The organism is Bradyrhizobium sp. WYCCWR 12699, assembly GCF_032144035.1.
GTDB lineage: Bacteria > Pseudomonadota > Alphaproteobacteria > Rhizobiales > Xanthobacteraceae > Bradyrhizobium.
In genome coordinates, this window is the sequence record NZ_JAVTJN010000034.1 from 116,393 (window position 1) to 131,195 (window position 14,803).

The following is a 14,803-nucleotide window of genomic DNA, read 5'->3' on the forward strand; positions in this document are numbered from 1 at the left end:
CGCGAATCACGGCCGGCCGCGGCGGGCGCTTGCCGGTGTTCCACGGTCGCGCTAGGACAGGCCATGGCGGTTTCACCATCCAGCAAATGTGTCCGGCGATGACGACCCCGGTCGCACTCACCATCGCGGGTTCCGACTCGGGCGGCGGCGCCGGGATCCAGGCTGACCTGAAGACCTTTGCCGCGCTCGGCGTCTACGGCGCGTCCGTCATCACGGCCTTGACCGCGCAGAACACGCGCGGCGTCACCGGCATCCACGCCGTGCCGGCGGCGTTCGTCACCGAGCAGATCGATGCAGTGTTCTCCGATCTCGACGTCGGCGCGGTGAAGATCGGCATGGTGGCCCAGGCCGCCAGCATCGATGCGATCGCGGCCGCGCTGTCGCGCTGGTCGCCGGGGCATGTCGTGCTCGATCCCGTGATGGTCGCGACGTCAGGGGACCGGCTGCTCGCCGCGGAAGCCGTCGATGCGCTGCGCACGAAACTGATGCCGTTGGCGTCGGTGATCACGCCAAACCTGCCGGAAGCCGCGGCCCTGCTCGACGAGCCGGTCGCGGCAAGCGAAGCGGAGATCGAAAGCCAGGGACGGCGCCTGCTGGCGCTCGGCTGCCGTGCGGTCCTGATCAAGGGCGGGCACGGCGAGGGCGCCGAGAGCATCGACTATCTCGTCAGGGGCGAAGCAACGATCGCGCTCGCCGCACCGCGCGTCGCCACCCGCAACACCCATGGCACCGGCTGCTCGCTATCCTCGGCGGTCGCGGCGGGGCTTGCCAAGGGCGAGGATCTGGAAACCGCCGTCCGCAACGCCAAGACCTGGATCAGCGCCGCGATCGCCGCCGCCGACCGCTTCAGCGTCGGCCACGGCCACGGGCCGGTCCATCATTTCCACGGATTCTACTGAGGCGGGCTTGCTGAACCTCTCCCAGTTGCGGGAGAGGTCGCGCCCAACGGGTCGCGCCGAAGGCGCGCCCCGATGACAGGCTCCGGCGCGGGTGAGAGCTCCCTCCTCTTGGGAAATCCCACTGGGGAAACACCCTCTCCCGCAAGCGGGGTGGGAGCGCACTCAACTAGGGGCTTCCAACGGCAATCTGATCTCTCAGTCCCCCTGCGGCGCCATGTCGCCTGATTGTCGCATGCGACTGATATTCGCGGGGAGGGCGAGGCAAGGCGTGATTCGTATCTGAAGGTGCCTCAAAAGTTCAATCGGTCATCCCCCTGTCACGGGACATTGTTACAGGCTGGCGCATGGGAAGTTACGATGTGAGTGACGAGAGCCCGGAGCGGCGCTTTCGCACGTTGTTCATCTCCGACGTTCATCTCGGAGCCCGCGGTTCTCAAGCCGATCTTCTGCTCGACTTCCTGCGTTACCACGATGCCGACACGATCTATCTGGTCGGCGACATCGTCGACGGCTGGGCGCTGAAATCGAGCTGGCACTGGCCGCAATCCCACAACGACCTCGTCCAGAAGCTTTTGCGCAAGGCGCGCAAGGGCGCCAAGGTCATCTACATCCCCGGTAATCACGACGAGTTCCTGCGCAATTATTACGGCACGCATTTCGGCGGCATCGACGTGGTCGAGAACACCGTCCACACCGGCGCCGACGGCAAGCGCTACCTCGTCATCCACGGCGACATCTTCGATCTCGTGGTGCAGAACGCGCGATGGCTCGCCCATCTCGGCGACAAGGCCTACGATTTCGCGATCCAGATGAATCGCTTCGTCAACTTCTTCCGTCGCCTGTTCAAGGTGCCCTATTGGTCGCTGTCGCAATGGGCCAAGCAGAAGGTCAAGAACGCGGTGAATTATATCGGCGCGTTCGAGCAGGCGCTCGCCGCCGAGGCGCGGCGTCACGATGCCGACGGCGTGATCTGCGGCCACATCCACTACGCCGTGATCCGCGACGAGGGAGGCATTCGCTACATGAATTGCGGCGACTGGGTCGAGAGCTGCACGGCGCTCGTCGAGCATGACGACGGTCATTTCGAGATCATCACTTGGGCGGATCATCTGCAGAAGCCGGCAGACGTTCCCCAGGTTGCAGCCAGAGCTGCATGACAGAGGCCGCCTGATGCGCATCCTGGTCGCGACCGACGCCTGGCACCCGCAAGTCAATGGTGTGGTTCGGACGCTGACCAAACTCGCTGACGCCGCGGAGGCGCTCGGCGTCCAGTTCACGTTCCTGACGCCGCAATCGTTCCGCACCTTTGCGATGCCGAGCTATCGCGACGTGCGGCTGGCCATGCCGCGCCCGGCACGGATTGCCAAGCTGATCGAGGAGGCGCGGCCGGATAGCATCCACATTGCGACGGAGGGGCCGATCGGCCTGATGGTCCGCCGCTATTGCCGCCAGCGCAGGCTGCCGTTCACGACCAGCTTCCACACCCGCTTTCCCGAATATGTCCGCGCCCGCGTGCCGGTGCCGGGCTCGCTGATCTGGCGCGCGCTGCGCCGTTTCCATGCCCCCAGCCGCGCCGTGATGGCGGCAACGCCGGCGCTCGCCCGCGAGCTGACCGAGCGCGGCTTCGACAATGTCGTGCTGTGGCCCCGCGGCGTCGACACCCATGTGTTCCATCCGCGCGCCATCGACCTCTGCCTGCCGGCACCGGTGTTCCTGTCGGTCGGCCGCGTCGCGGTGGAGAAGAATCTCGAAGCGTTCCTCGAGCTCGATCTGCCCGGCACCAAGGTGATCGTCGGCGACGGCCCGGCCCGCGCCGCGCTGGAAGAGGCCTATCCCGATGCGATCTTCCTCGGCGAGAAGCACGGCGAGGCCCTGGCGGAGATCTATGCGGCCGCCGATGTGTTCGTCTTCCCGAGCAAGACCGACACGTTCGGCCTGGTCCTGCTGGAGGCGCTGGCGAGCGGCCTGCCGGTCGCAGCCTTCCCGGTGAAGGGACCCCGCGACGTGATCGGCGACGCTCCGGTCGGCGCGCTCGATCACGACCTGCGCAGCGCCTGCTTCGCGGCGCTCGATGTCTCCCGGCAGGACTGTGTCGAATTCGCCGCCAACTACACCTGGGAAGCCTCGGCGAGGGCCTTTGTCGACAGTATCCGGGCGGTAGGGGCTGTGCTGCCGGGCCGGAACGGTGCGGAACAGCCGCGTTTCGTCGCCTAAGGGGAAGATTTCCTCGCGCGGAGGTGTCTTGCCCGCGGCTCGATGGCCGCGATAAGGTCAGCCATGACCGAACAGCTTCTCCCGATCGGCCCTGCCGACATCGATGCCGCCGCGCGTGTGATCGCGCCTTACGCCATCCGCACCCCGCTGCTGTCCTTTCCGGTGCTCAACGAGCGCGTTGGTGCGAAAGTGTTTTTGAAGCCGGAGATGCTCCAGCGCACCGGCTCCTTCAAGTTCCGCGGCGCCTTCAACAAAGTGTTCTCGATCCCGCAGGACAAGCGCGCCGGCGGCGTCGTCGCGTTCTCCTCCGGCAACCACGCCCAGGGCGTGGCGGCGGCGGCAAAAATCCTCGACATGCAGGCGACCATCGTGATGCCCGCGGATGCGCCGCTGTCCAAGCGCGAGCGCACCAAATCCTACGGCGCCGAAGTCGTGCTCTATGATCGCGACAAGGACGACCGCGAGGCGATCTCGCGCGGCATCGCCGAGAAGCGCGGTGCGACGCTGGTCAGGCCTTATGACGATCCCTTCGTGATCGCAGGGCAGGGCACTGCCGGCCGCGAGATCGCCGAGGACATGGCGGCTCTCGGCCTCAGCCCTGACATCGTGGTGGCGCCGGCCTCCGGCGGCGGCCTGATCGCGGGCGTCGCGACGGCCGTGAAGGCGCGCTATTCCCAAGCCGAGATCGTGGTGGCCGAGCCCGAGGCGTTCGACGATCACGGCATTTCGCTGACCGCAGGCCATCGCGAGCCGCATGGGCCCGCGGGCCGCACCATTTGCGATGCGCTGATGGCGCTGATCCCCGGCGAGATGACCTTTGCGATCAATAGCAAGCTGCTCGCGCGTGGCGTCACGGCGTCGGACAAGGAAGTCGGCGCTGCCGTCGCGTTCGCCTATCGCGAGCTGAAGCTGGTGGTCGAGCCCGGCGGCGCCGTCGGTCTTGCCGCACTGCTCGCCGGCCGCCTCGACGTCGCCGGCAAGAATGTCGTCATCGTGCTGTCCGGCGGCAATATCGACGCGGATCTGTTTGCCGAGCTGGTGGCTTAGTCGTCATTCCGGGGCGTGAGCGCGAACCCAAAATCCATTTCCCTACCGACTCCGCCGCACAATGGATTCCGGGTCCGCGCCTTTCGCGCATCCCGGAATGACGACCTCTAAGAGTCGACATGAAGAAGGGGCAGAACGCTTGCGCTCTGCCCCTTTGTCGTCTCGCTTGCGGCGATCAGTGCATGAAACCGCGGTGGTTGTTGCCGCCGCCCATGCTCGGGGCCTGGTTCATCGACTGGCGGAAATTGTTGCCACCGTTGTTGACCATGCGGTTGGTCGCATTGAACTGCGGGTGGTTGTTGTTCTGCACCTGCACCTTGTTCACCGGAGTGTTGTTGATCTTCACACCGTTGTTGACGCGGATCGGGTTGTTCTGGGTCTGAACGACCGGCTTGGTCTCGGCATTCGTGCCGCCCTTGCCGACATTCACCGGCATGCTCACGATCTTGCCAGGCTTGCCGTTGACGTTGCCGACGTCCGGCTTGTTGTTGGTCGCAGGCAAGGTCACGATCTTGCCGGTACCGCCATTGTTGGGCGTGTTGGTCGGCGCAGGCATGGTGACGATCTTGCCCGGGGTCTGCGACGGCGTGCCGTTCGGCTGGTTGTTGTTGCCCGCCGGCAGGTTGACGATCTGGCCGCCATTGCCGGGCTTGCCGATGACGTTTCCATCGACCGGCTTCTGCACGATGGGCAGGTTGCCATTGCTCTGGCCACCACCATTACCCTGCTGCAGCGGCATGTATTTGGGCTGGCCGAGATTGCCGATCTTGAAGGTCGGGGCAATGTTCTGCGGAGCCAGGAACTTGGTCGCCTGCATCAGGGGGATCTGCTTCGGCTGCACCTGCAGCTTCAGCGCCATTTGCGCATAGGGGCTGTTGCCGTAGCTGTCGTAGAAGCTCTTGTAGCCGAGCGGTGAGTTCACGAGCACCGCCTTGTGCCAGGCCTGCGAGAGCAGGATGTTGTTGAGCAGCCAGCGGACGTGGTCGCACAGCGGGTCGTGCGGATACATCTGGATGAACTCCTGATAATATTCCGGCCGGCCCTCGGACACGACGTAGTCATAGGCCTGGCGCGTCGAGCGGCTCGGCAGGTTGGCGGCCATCTGCACGACGGGCGCTTTGACCGGCGCGCGGTTGGCGGCGACCACGGTGTCACCGAAGAAGGTGAAGTCCGAGGTGAGCGAGGAGCTCTCCCACGGGATCTGCGCGCCGCTCGTGGTCTGGTTCACCTGCAGGCGGACGCGCTTGAACAGCTGCTCGATCGGCACGTTGGGCTCGCGCGCGACGTTCAGGAAGGCTTGCGTGTACGGGCTGTGACCACCGGTGCCGTCGAGCGCTTCGGCGCCCGGCGCGGTCGAGTAGCCGACGATCGATCCGTTCGGCGCATCGACGATGGCAAGGCCGCGGCCGGCATCATTGACGGTCGGGAACGGGTTGTTGCGGCAGGCATCGAGGATGACGATGCGCATGCGGCTCGGGATCGTCTCCAGCGTCGACATCACGTCGACGAGGCGCACCGAATTGTTGACGAGCTCAGTAGGGTTGGACACCTTCGCATCGACGGGAACGAGATAGTTCTCGCCGGCGAGCTGCACGCCGTGGCCGGCGTAGTAGACCATCGCCACCGTGTTCGGGCCGCGCGCGGAGACTTTTGCGGAGAAGTCCTGCACCACGCGCAGCATGTCGTTCTGGGTCAGGTCAGTTGCTGCAACCACCTCGAAGCCGGCGGAGTTCAGGAACTGCGCCATGGACTGCGCATCATTGTCGGGGTTTTGCAGCTGCGGGGCGTTCTGGTAGTTCGAATTGCCGATCACCAGGGCAACCCGCTGCTCCGGGCCCTGCAGCGCGGTGGGGGCCGGCTCGACCGGGGCAACTTGCGCGGAAACAGGGCCGCAGGCGAAGCCGAACAGGCTTCCCACAAGGCTGGCTGTCATCAGCAGAGGCTTTAGACGGAACATGGCGTGCTCCTTTGGCACTGATCTCGATACGAGATTGGTTGCGACGAAGCCTGACCGCGTTCGAGCTTGAGGTCCGTGATCCCAGTCACCATGATGGCCTCCGTGATCTGAATCACGCTTGGAACCTGCTATGGTGAACGATCGCTAAGAGGAACCGCCGTCACATGCTGAAATCGATCGATCCGATCCTGACGCCCGACCTGCTCTGGCTGCTGGCCTCCATGGGCCACGGCGACGATCTCGTGGTCGTCGATGCCAACCACCCGGCCACGCACATCGCCCGCTCGACATCGTCGCAGCGCCTGATCCAGCTCCCGGGCATGACGATGGAGACGGCCGTCCGCGCCATCATGTCGGTCTATCCGCTCGATGATTTCGATCCAGATCCGGTGCGCGTGATGACGCCGGTCGACGATCCCGATCGCGTGCCCGACGTGCAGCGCGCGGTGCTGGCCGAGATCGAACGCGCCAGCGGCGGCGCCATAGCTCCCGGCAAGCTCTCACGGGCGGATTTCTATCGCGCGGCGGCGGCGGGCTTCGGCGTCGTGCAGGTCGGCGACAGCAGGGGTTACGGCTGCTTCCTGATCAGGAAGGGCGTGATCAGCTAGCCGGCTTGGCGCATCAGCTCCGATGGCCAGCCGATGCGGACGAGGAGACCGTCGGGGCCGTTGATGCCGACCTCATACATGCCCCATTCACGGTGACGCAGCACGCCGCCGGGCCGGATGATGAGATCGTCCACGCGCGCGGCAATGGCCTCGACATCGGGCGTGCGAATGAACACGCCGAAGGGATTGTGTTCCGGCACGCGCCACGGGCCGTCGCCGGCTTGCGTGAGATGCACCTCGCAACCCCAGCCCCTCATGATGACGTAACCGGCATCGCCGCCCGTGCGCGCGAAGCCGAGACGTTCCCAGAAGGGAATCGCAGCGGGAAGATCGTTGCTGGGAACGATCGCAAATGCGCCGACGTGCGGGCTCTCAGGCATTCGGTCACTCCGGAACATTCAAGCTGTCCGCACAGCGTTCACGCTGCGCGTTGCAAGTCTATCCGCAGCGGCTGATCGGCAGAAGCGGCGAAACGTCCCGCACTCGAATTTGAATGGCGCGCTTGCACCTGACTGTCTATGTTCGCGCCATGTCTCGCCTTATGTGTCTATTTGTTGCCATCGTCCTGTCGCTACTGCCGGTCGTCGCGTCCGCTGCGTCAACGCAAAAGCGCCCAAAGCAGGCCTGGCAGGGCTACGGCTTCCTGCCGGGCTATCGCCAGCCCTTGAGCAACAGCATTCCGCTCTACAAGCAGAAGGACGCGATGCGCCGAATGTCGCGCGCCGATCGGCGTCACTGGTACATCGATCCGGTTCCGCAATATTACCGCTGGGACGGCGAGTGGCACTATTTCGGCCGCCCCGGCTTCAACGGCGGCCGCTACAACGGCGGCAGCTTCGGCCCGTGCTGGACGCGCACGCCGATCGGAGCGGTGTGGAATTGCGGGTGATTAAGTAACCCTCGCTACGCTCGCAATGACGATGCGGAAAGAGCGCGCATCAATACTCACTCCTGTGCCCCGGACGCAGCACAGCGCTAACCCGGCGATGTGAAACATCGTCCGGTCGGCGGTGCGCTGCAGAGCCGGGGCCTATGCTGCCGAGGAGTTCGTGGCCTCTGGGTCCCGGATCTGCGCTTCGCTTGTCCGGGACAAGAAAGTGCGCGGCCCCTTTACGAGAAGAACGCGATCTTCTCGGCCTGGGTCATGCGGCGGATCGGAGCGAGCGGGTCATTTGCCGGCGCGCGGGGCTTTTGCAGGATGCCGCTGGCGAGGATGGTGGCGCCGAGCGAGGGCTCCGGGGCCGGCGAGGGCGTCGGCAGTGATGTGGCCGGCGCCGCGGCGAAGATGGCGGTGGCTGCCATCGCCGGGGCCTGCTGCTCCATCACTTCGGCGGCGGCCTCCGCAATGGCGTCGGTGAGGCGCGCGAGCGAGTCCAACGCGATCGGTGCGTCCGCCGGGTGTTCTTCCACGACAGGGGCGGCGACAGGCTCTGGTGCGACCGGCTCGGCAAGCTCGGCGGCGACGGGTGCTGCGGTCTCCGCTTGCATCGGCTCCGGAACAGCCGCGTCCAACTCGACCGGGGCGATGATCTCGTCGAACTCCGGATCGGGCGCGGCCATCTCGAGCGCAATGGCCTCGAGCACGGCGTCGTCCTCGGCCTGCGCGGCCGCATCGAGCGCGAAGGCGTCAGCGGCATCGACGGCAGGCTCGGTCGCCGGCGCCTCAAACGAGATCTCTTCATGCGCGGCAGCTTCGGGCGTGACGGTCTCCGGCGCGACCTGGTCGAGCGCGATGTCTTGAACGGCGATCTGGCTTTCGGCCGCAATCTTCGTCGCGGCGGCCGTATCCACTGCCTGCTCGTCGAGTGCCTGCTCGTGCAGTGCCTGCTCAGCCGCGGCGGATGCTTCTGCGGTGCCGGTCGCTGCTATGGCGGCTTCGGGCTCGACACTTGCTGCGACGTCCTGCGGCGGCTCCGTAAAAGCCACGGGTGCTTCGCTGGTCATCGCCGCAGGCGCGGTCTCGACGGGTGCTTCGGCGACGGATGACGGCACGTCCTGCATCGGAGCCGGGGGCGCCGCCTGCGGCGTTGCGCCGCCCTCGGTCTGGTCGACCCGATCCTTGAGGAGATCGAAGGCGATCTTGAGCTCGACACGGGGATCGATGGTCGAGGCCTGTCCGCAGGCGGACTCGATCGAGGCGAGCTGCGAATCAATGAGGTCGCAGATTCGCCCGTCGGCGCCGATCTCGCGCCAGCGCCAGGAGATCTCCTTGATGATGCGCACCCCGCGCGGGATCGGCGCGAGGCTCGCCTCGATCGCCGCAGGGTCGAAGGCAGCAAGCGCAATGGTCTCGGCCTCGCGGATCGCGCGGCGGATCTCGATCAGCGCCTCGGGCAGGCGGTCCTCGACGACGGGTTGCCGCTGCGCCGCAAGGGTTTCCTCGATCTTCGCGACCGCGTCGAGCACCATGCGCGTGTCGGCATTGCGGTTGCGCTTGGCGTATTCGCCGAGGAACCAGCGGCCGCGCGCCGTCTCCATGAAGGCTTCGCGGATCGCGTCGTAATCCTGCTCGTTCGGCTCCGCTGCGCGGGCAGACATAGGCGAGAGTGCGAATGCTTCGTTGGCCATGGCGATCTCGTCGCGCAAATCAGTGCGCGTTAATGTAACGATCACCACGATATCGACCGAATCGCAATTGGTTTGATGCAGTCCGAATCACAAATCCCCACCGCGGCAGCCAGGAAGCGGCGATTCGCCGTCAGTCTCGCCCTGTTCTACTCGGCCGTCTTCGCGGTCTCGGGCACGCATCTGCCGTTCTTCCCGGTATGGCTGAAGGCGATCGGCATCGACGCGGCCTGGATCGGGCTCATCAACGCGCTGCCGGCGATCACGCGTTTCACCACCTTGCCGCAGGTGACCGCCTTTGCCGAAAAGCGACACGCCATCCGCGCCGCCATGATGCTGTCGGTGCTGGCGACCGCGATCGGATTTGCGGCGGTCGGCCTGCAGCAGCAACCCTTGGCGCTGTTCCTGATCTACGCGCTGACCTGCATGATGTGGACGCCGACGATGCCGCTGACCGATGCCTATGCGCTGCGCGGCGTCGCTCGCTACGGGCTCGATTACGGACCGTTGCGGCTGTGGGGCTCGGCGGCCTTCGCCGCCGGCTCGCTCGCCTGCGGCTATCTCATCGACGTCATCGCGCCGCGCGACCTGATCTGGATCATCGTCGCCTGGGCCGTCGTTGCTGTCGCAGCCAGCCTGCTGCTGCAGCCGCTCGACGATGTCAGGCGCAAGACGGCGGAGAGGCATGCCGGCAAGGCGCTGCTGCGCGATGCCGGCTTCTGGGCGATCATCGTCTCGGCGGCGCTGATCCAGGGCAGCCACGTCGCCTATTACACCTTCTCGGCCATCAACTGGCAGCTCCATGGCATCAGCGGGCTGACGATCGCGGGCCTGTGGACGCTGGGCGTGATCGCGGAGATCGTCGTCTTCGCACTGTCGCCGCGCTTCTCGCTGCATCCCTCCACCATGATCGCGATCGGAGGCTTGAGCGCAGTGGTGCGCTGGATCGTCACCGCGAGCGAGCCGCCGCTGGCGCTGCTCGCGATCGTGCAGCTCGGCCACGGCCTCACCTTCGGCATGACCATCGTCGGCACGATGAACCTCCTGGTGCAGCGCGTGCCCTCGCATCAGATCGCGCGCGGTCAGGGCTATTATGCCGCGTGCAACGGTCTCCTGGGTGCCACGACCTCGATCGCGTCAGGCGCGATCTACGCCCGCATCGGCGACGGCCTGTATTACGTCATGGCGGCGATGGCCGCCGGTGGCGCGCTGCTGATCTGGTCGGCGCGGCACCGGCTCATGGCTCAGCCCCAGAGCGAGACGTCCGGCGGATAGACCAGGCTGTCGTCGTAACGCAGCCCATGGTCGCGGTCGCGGGCCAGCAGCAGCGGGCCGTCGAGATCGACGAAGCGTGCCTGCGGCGTCACCAGCATGGCGGGGGCCATCGACAGCGACGTCGCGACCATGCAGCCGATCATGATCTCGAAGCCGAGCGCCTGCGCCGCATCGGCCATCGCCAGCGCCTCGGTGAGGCCGCCGGTCTTGTCGAGCTTGATGTTCACGGCGTCGTAGCGGTCGCGCAAGGGCGCAAGCGAGGAGCGGTCGTGAACGCTCTCGTCGGCGCAGACCGCGAGCGGCCGCTTGATCCGTGCCAGCACCGCGTCCTTGCCCGCCGGCAGCGGCTGCTCCACCAGCGTGACGCCGACGGCGGCGCAGGCGGCGAGGTTGGCTTCCAGATTGGCCTCAGTCCAGGCCTCGTTGGCATCGACGATCAGCTCGGATTCGGGCGCGGCCTTGCGCACCGCCGCGATCCGCTCCGGATCGCCGTCGCCGCCGAGCTTGATCTTGAGCAGCGGCCGGTGCGCCGCTTTGGCGGTCGCGGCGGCCATGGCCTCGGGGGTCCCTAACGAGATCGTGTACGCCGTGGTGCGCTCGCCCGGCACCGGGCGCTCGAGCAGGTTCCAGGCCCGCTGGCCCGCCGCCTTGGCCTCGAGGTCGATCAGGGCGCAATCCAGGGCGTTGCGGGCCGCACCCGGCGCCATGGCGGCCTGCAGAGCCTGCCGCGAGATACCATCGGCAACGGCCTGCTGCATGGCCTGGATGGCCGCCAGCGTCGCCTCGGGCGTCTCGCCATAGCGGGGATAGGGCACGCACTCGCCGCGGCCGGTCAGCCCGTCCCGGCTGACCTCGGCCATGACGGTCACGGCCTCGGTCTTGGGCCCGCGGCTGATGGTAAAGCTGCCCGCGATCGGGAAGCGCTCGATTCGCGCCGCCAGGGACGCAAATTTCATGGAAGTCATTTTGAACTCTGGCGAAATTTGAACCTGCTAGTTACCTCTAGCAACTAACATTTACCCCTTGGGGATACCTTCTCTGGGTAAGGGCGCGTGCGCAACTCTCTGATTTTCTCCGCCCCAGTACGGGAGCGGACATCTTGAACAGCGATCCGAAGCTGGAACGGATTGCCAAGGGCAACGCGCTGGCACTTTGCGCCACTGGGACCTGGACCGCGAGCTTCGCGCCGGTCCTGGAACGGATGGTGGCCGACGCCGAGAAGCTCGCCGGCACCCCCCAAAGCATCTTCATCGACGTGTCCGAAGTCGCCAAGCTCGACACCTTCGGGGCCTGGCTGATCGAGCGGCTGCGCCGCAGCCTCACCAAGGGGCCGGTCGAGGCGCAGATCGCCGGGCTGTCCGCCAATTATTCCAGCCTCGTGGACGAGGTGCGGCGGGTCCGGGCGGGCGCCGTAATCGACAACAGTCCGATCACCATCGCCGGCATGCTGGAGCAGATCGGCCGGGCCGTGGCCGGCGTCGGCGGGACGATCGCGGGGCTCGTCGACATGCTGGGCGCCGTGCTCGCGGCATGGTTTCGCGTCCTGATCCATCCGCGCTCGTTCCGCCTGACCTCGACCGTGCATCACATGGAGCAGGTCTGCTGGCGCGCGGTGCCGATCATCGTGCTGATCACCTTCCTGATCGGCTGCATCATCGCGCAACAAGGCATCTTCCATTTCCGAAGATTCGGCGCCGACATCTTCGTGGTCGACATGCTCGGCGTGCTGGTGCTGCGCGAGATCGGCGTCTTGCTGGTCGCGATCATGGTCGCGGGGCGCTCGGGCAGCGCCTACACCGCCGAGCTCGGCTCGATGAAGATGCGCGAGGAGATCGACGCGCTGCGCACCATGGGCTTCGATCCGATCGAGGTGCTGGTGCTACCGCGCATGATGGCGCTGGTGCTGGCGCTGCCGATCCTGGCTTTCCTCGGCGCGATGGCTGCGCTCTATGGCGGCGGGCTCGTGGCCTGGCTCTATGGCGGGGTCGAGCCCGAGGCCTTCCTGCTGCGTTTGCGCGACGCCATCTCGATCGACCATTTCATCGTCGGCATCGTCAAGGCCCCGGTCATGGCCGCGGTGATCGGCATCGTTGCCTGCGTCGAAGGGCTTGCCGTGCAGGGCAGTGCGGAATCGCTGGGCCAGCACACGACGTCATCCGTCGTCAAAGGCATCTTCTTCGTCATCGTCATGGACGGCGTGTTCGCCATCTTCTTCGCCGCGATCGGAATGTGACGATGGCGACAGTAGCTCAAAGCGAAATTCAAAACCCCATCATCCGCGTCCGTGACGTCACCGTGCAGTTCGGCTCAACGCGCGTGCTCGACGGCCTCGACCTCGACGTCAAGCGCGGCGAGATCCTTGGCTTCGTCGGTCCATCAGGCGCAGGCAAATCGGTGCTGACGCGAACCATCATCGGCCTCGTGCCGAAGGTCGCGGGCTCCATTGAAGTATTCGGCGTCGATCTGGATTCCTCCAACACCTCGCAGCGGCGCAACGTCGAACGGCGCTGGGGCGTCCTGTTCCAGCAGGGCGCGCTGTTCTCCTCGCTGACCGTGCGGCAGAACATCCAGTTTCCGATGCGCGAATATCTCCGCGTCTCGCAGCGGCTGATGGACGAGATCACCATGGCCAAGCTGGCCATGGTCGGCCTCAAGCCGGAGGTTGCCGAGCGATTTCCCTCGGAGCTGTCGGGCGGCATGATCAAGCGCGTGGCGCTGGCGCGCGCACTGTCGCTCGATCCCGACCTCGTCTTCCTGGACGAGCCGACCTCGGGCCTCGATCCGATCGGCGCCGGCGACTTCGACGAGCTGGTCAGGACGCTCCAGCGCACTTTGGGGCTGACGGTTTTCATGGTAACCCACGATCTCGACAGCCTTTACACCGCATGCGACCGCATCGCCGTTTTAGGGAACGGTAAGATCATTGCGGCAGGGTCGATCGCCGACATGCAGGCCTCGCAGCATCCCTGGTTGAGACAGTATTTCCATGGCAAGCGCGCCCGCGCGGTCATGGGGTGAGTGCCTTGGGTTGAGTGGCTGGGTTGACTAGCTGGGATGAGTAGCCGGAGCACCTGATGGAAACGCGGGCGAACTACGTCTTGATCGGGTCGTTCACGCTGGCGGTGATCGCCGCGGCGATCGGCTTCGTGCTCTGGTTCCAGTCGTTGCACACCACCAAGCAGCGCAGCCCCTTGCGCGTGGTGTTCGAGGGCCCGGCGGCGGGCCTGCGCAACGGCGGCAGCGTCAACTTCAACGGTATCCGGGTGGGCGAGGTGGTCTCGGTGAAGCTCGACAACCCGCGGCGGGTTGTCGCACTCGCCATGATCGAGAACAACGCCCCGATCCGCAAGGACACGCTGGTCGGCCTCGAATTCCAGGGCCTCACCGGCGTTGCCGCGATCTCGCTCAAGGGTGGCGACGAAGCCGCGGCTCCGCCGCCGCTCGACCAGGACGGCATCCCGACGCTGACGGCCGACCCCAACAAGCTGCAGGACGTCACCGAGGCGATCCGCGGCACGCTGCAGAACATCAACAAGATCGTCGCCGACAACCAGGAGTCCGTGAAGAACTCGCTGAAGAATCTCGAGACCTTCACCAACTCGCTCGCGCGCAATTCCGAGAAGATCGACGGCGTGATGGCCAAGGTCGACGGCGTCATGCTCAAGGCCGACAATCTCATGCTCGGCCTCAACACGCTCGCCGGCGGCAAGGACGGCGGCGAGCTGTTCCAGGCGGTGAAGTCGATCCGCGAGCTCGCCGACGATTTCGACAAGCGCTCCGGCGCATTGATGGCCGACGGCCGCCGTACCCTCGGCGACATCAGCCGCGCCGTGAACAATTTCGACCGCAACCCGACCCGCGTGCTGTTCGGCGCCAGCAACAGCGCGCCGGCCGCCCCGCCGCCCGAACCGCCGAAACCGGCCGCAGCGCCGAGCGGCAGGCGATAGCGCCGCAAGTTCGCGCGAGACGAGGGAGGCGTGCTCTCTCAGCCGACATTGCGAGCGTAGCGACGTGTCCGTCGTAGCCTTGGCGAAGGCGGAAGCAATCCAGGCTGTCTCTGCGAAAGGCAGTCTGGATTGCTTCGTCGCCAGCGCAAAATTGCTTCGCAATTTTGTCGCGGGCTCCAAGCAATGACGGGACGATACGAAAGTATGGGGGTCTGGCCGAGCCAAGGTAGGGGGAGGGGCTGCCGGTCGTTGTCAGCTATATCGCGCTCAAGGCGTGCCCACGACAAGGCG

At 66.0% G+C, this 14,803-nt stretch carries 14 protein-coding genes; 10 read left to right on the forward strand and 4 right to left on the reverse strand.

All coding sequences use genetic code 11. The features are described from left to right. Window positions 1-98 precede the first annotated feature (98 nt). The 4 genes from thiD to RPS27_RS24080 all read left to right on the forward strand — a co-directional run bounded on the left by thiD (window position 99) and on the right by RPS27_RS24080 (window position 4,160). Window positions 99-899, forward strand: coding sequence for a bifunctional hydroxymethylpyrimidine kinase/phosphomethylpyrimidine kinase (gene thiD, locus RPS27_RS24065; RefSeq protein ID WP_259214345.1), 801 nt, complete (start codon window positions 99-101; stop codon window positions 897-899). Between the two features lie 344 nt (window positions 900-1,243). Further along, window positions 1,244-2,056 (forward strand): UDP-2,3-diacylglucosamine diphosphatase, encoded by an 813-nt coding sequence (locus RPS27_RS24070; protein WP_194403304.1) that lies wholly within the window; start codon window positions 1,244-1,246, stop codon window positions 2,054-2,056. Between the two features lie 13 nt (window positions 2,057-2,069). Beyond that, complete coding sequence (locus RPS27_RS24075; RefSeq protein ID WP_313754660.1) at window positions 2,070-3,113, forward strand: glycosyltransferase family 1 protein; 1,044 nt, start codon at window positions 2,070-2,072, stop codon at window positions 3,111-3,113. Between the two features lie 63 nt (window positions 3,114-3,176). After that, a complete protein-coding gene (locus RPS27_RS24080) occupies window positions 3,177-4,160 on the forward strand; it encodes a threonine/serine dehydratase (RefSeq protein WP_313754661.1) in 984 nt (327 codons plus the stop codon). Window positions 4,161-4,335: 175 nt separating this feature from the next. On the opposite strand, the gene RPS27_RS24085 is transcribed toward RPS27_RS24080, so the two are convergent. Beyond that, window positions 4,336-6,117 (reverse strand): caspase family protein, encoded by a 1,782-nt coding sequence (locus RPS27_RS24085; RefSeq protein ID WP_313754662.1) that lies wholly within the window; start codon window positions 6,115-6,117, stop codon window positions 4,336-4,338. Window positions 6,118-6,281: 164 nt separating this feature from the next. On the opposite strand from RPS27_RS24085, the gene RPS27_RS24090 reads away from it, so the two are divergent. Continuing rightward, window positions 6,282-6,725 (forward strand): RbsD/FucU domain-containing protein, encoded by a 444-nt coding sequence (locus RPS27_RS24090; RefSeq protein ID WP_313754663.1) that lies wholly within the window; start codon window positions 6,282-6,284, stop codon window positions 6,723-6,725. Here the strand turns inward: RPS27_RS24090 and RPS27_RS24095 are convergent. Then, window positions 6,722-7,105 carry a VOC family protein gene (locus RPS27_RS24095; RefSeq protein WP_211419777.1) on the reverse strand — a complete coding sequence of 128 codons (384 nt, stop codon included), beginning with the start codon at window positions 7,103-7,105 and terminating at the stop codon, window positions 6,722-6,724. The two genes, RPS27_RS24090 and RPS27_RS24095, sit on opposite strands and share 4 nt — an antisense overlap. A 149-nt stretch (window positions 7,106-7,254) precedes the next feature. On the opposite strand from RPS27_RS24095, the gene RPS27_RS24100 reads away from it, so the two are divergent. Next, complete coding sequence (locus RPS27_RS24100) at window positions 7,255-7,614, forward strand: hypothetical protein (RefSeq protein WP_211419776.1); 360 nt, start codon at window positions 7,255-7,257, stop codon at window positions 7,612-7,614. 221 nt (window positions 7,615-7,835) lie between these two features. Here the strand turns inward: RPS27_RS24100 and RPS27_RS24105 are convergent, their stop codons facing one another. Beyond that, window positions 7,836-9,293 carry a hypothetical protein gene (locus RPS27_RS24105; RefSeq protein WP_313754664.1) on the reverse strand — a complete coding sequence of 486 codons (1,458 nt, stop codon included), beginning with the start codon at window positions 9,291-9,293 and terminating at the stop codon, window positions 7,836-7,838. Window positions 9,294-9,368: 75 nt separating this feature from the next. On the opposite strand from RPS27_RS24105, the gene RPS27_RS24110 reads away from it, so the two are divergent. Beyond that, entirely contained in the window at window positions 9,369-10,565 is a 1,197-nt protein-coding gene (locus tag RPS27_RS24110; protein WP_285807092.1) for a major facilitator superfamily domain-containing protein 6, read from the forward strand. Here RPS27_RS24110 and dgcA read toward each other — a convergent pair. After that, window positions 10,535-11,530: an N-acetyl-D-Glu racemase DgcA gene (dgcA, locus tag RPS27_RS24115; RefSeq protein ID WP_313754665.1), complete on the reverse strand. Its 996-nt coding sequence runs from the start codon at window positions 11,528-11,530 to the stop codon at window positions 10,535-10,537. The two genes, RPS27_RS24110 and dgcA, sit on opposite strands and share 31 nt — an antisense overlap. Window positions 11,531-11,664: 134 nt before the next feature. On the opposite strand from dgcA, the gene RPS27_RS24120 reads away from it, so the two are divergent. From RPS27_RS24120 to RPS27_RS24130, 3 genes are read left to right on the forward strand one after another with little or no spacing between them, the layout of a single operon-like run. Further along, complete coding sequence (locus RPS27_RS24120; RefSeq protein WP_194403294.1) at window positions 11,665-12,798, forward strand: MlaE family ABC transporter permease; 1,134 nt, start codon at window positions 11,665-11,667, stop codon at window positions 12,796-12,798. 2 nt (window positions 12,799-12,800) lie between these two features. Next, window positions 12,801-13,583 carry an ABC transporter ATP-binding protein gene (locus tag RPS27_RS24125; RefSeq protein WP_259214328.1) on the forward strand — a complete coding sequence of 261 codons (783 nt, stop codon included), beginning with the start codon at window positions 12,801-12,803 and terminating at the stop codon, window positions 13,581-13,583. Window positions 13,584-13,639: 56 nt separating this feature from the next. Then, a complete protein-coding gene (locus tag RPS27_RS24130; RefSeq protein WP_194403292.1) occupies window positions 13,640-14,512 on the forward strand; it encodes an MlaD family protein in 873 nt (290 codons plus the stop codon). The last annotated feature ends 291 nt before the right edge of the window (window positions 14,513-14,803 follow it).

What these genes read in the sequence shown, in the direction of transcription:
- thiD (WP_259214345.1), top strand. Translation starts at nt 99, where the DNA reads ATGACGACCCCGGTCGCACTCACCATCGCGGGTTCCGACTCGGGCGGC.
- RPS27_RS24070 (WP_194403304.1), top strand. Translation starts at nt 1,244, where the DNA reads ATGGGAAGTTACGATGTGAGTGACGAGAGCCCGGAGCGGCGCTTTCGC.
- RPS27_RS24075 (WP_313754660.1), top strand. Translation starts at nt 2,070, where the DNA reads ATGCGCATCCTGGTCGCGACCGACGCCTGGCACCCGCAAGTCAATGGT.
- RPS27_RS24080 (WP_313754661.1), top strand. Translation starts at nt 3,177, where the DNA reads ATGACCGAACAGCTTCTCCCGATCGGCCCTGCCGACATCGATGCCGCC.
- RPS27_RS24085 (WP_313754662.1), bottom strand. Translation starts at nt 6,117, where the DNA reads ATGTTCCGTCTAAAGCCTCTGCTGATGACAGCCAGCCTTGTGGGAAGC.
- RPS27_RS24090 (WP_313754663.1), top strand. Translation starts at nt 6,282, where the DNA reads ATGCTGAAATCGATCGATCCGATCCTGACGCCCGACCTGCTCTGGCTG.
- RPS27_RS24095 (WP_211419777.1), bottom strand. Translation starts at nt 7,105, where the DNA reads ATGCCTGAGAGCCCGCACGTCGGCGCATTTGCGATCGTTCCCAGCAAC.
- RPS27_RS24100 (WP_211419776.1), top strand. Translation starts at nt 7,255, where the DNA reads ATGTCTCGCCTTATGTGTCTATTTGTTGCCATCGTCCTGTCGCTACTG.
- RPS27_RS24105 (WP_313754664.1), bottom strand. Translation starts at nt 9,293, where the DNA reads ATGGCCAACGAAGCATTCGCACTCTCGCCTATGTCTGCCCGCGCAGCG.
- RPS27_RS24110 (WP_285807092.1), top strand. Translation starts at nt 9,369, where the DNA reads ATGCAGTCCGAATCACAAATCCCCACCGCGGCAGCCAGGAAGCGGCGA.
- dgcA (WP_313754665.1), bottom strand. Translation starts at nt 11,530, where the DNA reads ATGACTTCCATGAAATTTGCGTCCCTGGCGGCGCGAATCGAGCGCTTC.
- RPS27_RS24125 (WP_259214328.1), top strand. Translation starts at nt 12,801, where the DNA reads ATGGCGACAGTAGCTCAAAGCGAAATTCAAAACCCCATCATCCGCGTC.
- RPS27_RS24130 (WP_194403292.1), top strand. Translation starts at nt 13,640, where the DNA reads ATGGAAACGCGGGCGAACTACGTCTTGATCGGGTCGTTCACGCTGGCG.